The following is a 605-nucleotide window of genomic DNA, read 5'->3' on the forward strand; positions in this document are numbered from 1 at the left end:
ACGACGAGGTCCGCACCGCGCTGACCAGCTATTCGCTCCTCGGCAATCCCGCTGTGGAGCGCCTGACCTACGCCGGTACCGGCGCTGCCAGACTGGACGGAAACAATAGCGACAATGTCCTCACGGGCGGAGGGGGGAACGACAACCTCTACGCCTACGACGGCGCGGACCGGCTCGATGGCGGCGCCGGCAACGATCTCCTGAACGGCGGCGCGGGCGACGACACGCTGGTCGGCGGGCTCGGCAACGACACCCTGGTGGGCCTGACCGGAGCGGATCAGATCCTCGGCGGCGCCGGCACCGACATCGCCAGCTACGCGAATGCCTCCGTGGCCGTGACGCTGAACTTCAGGACCGGCGTCCATGTCGGCGAGGCGGCCGGCGACACCTTCGACAGCATCGAGGCGTTCCTGGGATCGAGCTTCAACGACACCTTCGTCAGCGGCGCCGAGGCGGTCGCCCTGGACGGCAACGGGGGTGTCGACACGGTCGACTACTCCACCTCCGCCGCCGCCGTCAGCGTCGACCTCACCGCCGGCATCGGTGCGGGCGGCGACGCGGCGGGGGACACCTACGCCAACATCGAGCGCGTGGTCGGCACCGCC

The 605-nt window shown here is 70.2% G+C and carries 1 protein-coding gene; it reads left to right on the forward strand.

The window, feature by feature from the left end:
• Positions 1-605 (forward strand): calcium-binding protein (locus ACKUB9_RS34380; RefSeq protein ID WP_407531196.1); only part of this gene is annotated, 605 nt, incomplete at both ends.

It is taken from the genome of Methylobacterium oryzisoli (genome assembly GCF_046557895.1).
Lineage (GTDB): Bacteria > Pseudomonadota > Alphaproteobacteria > Rhizobiales > Beijerinckiaceae > Methylobacterium > Methylobacterium oryzisoli.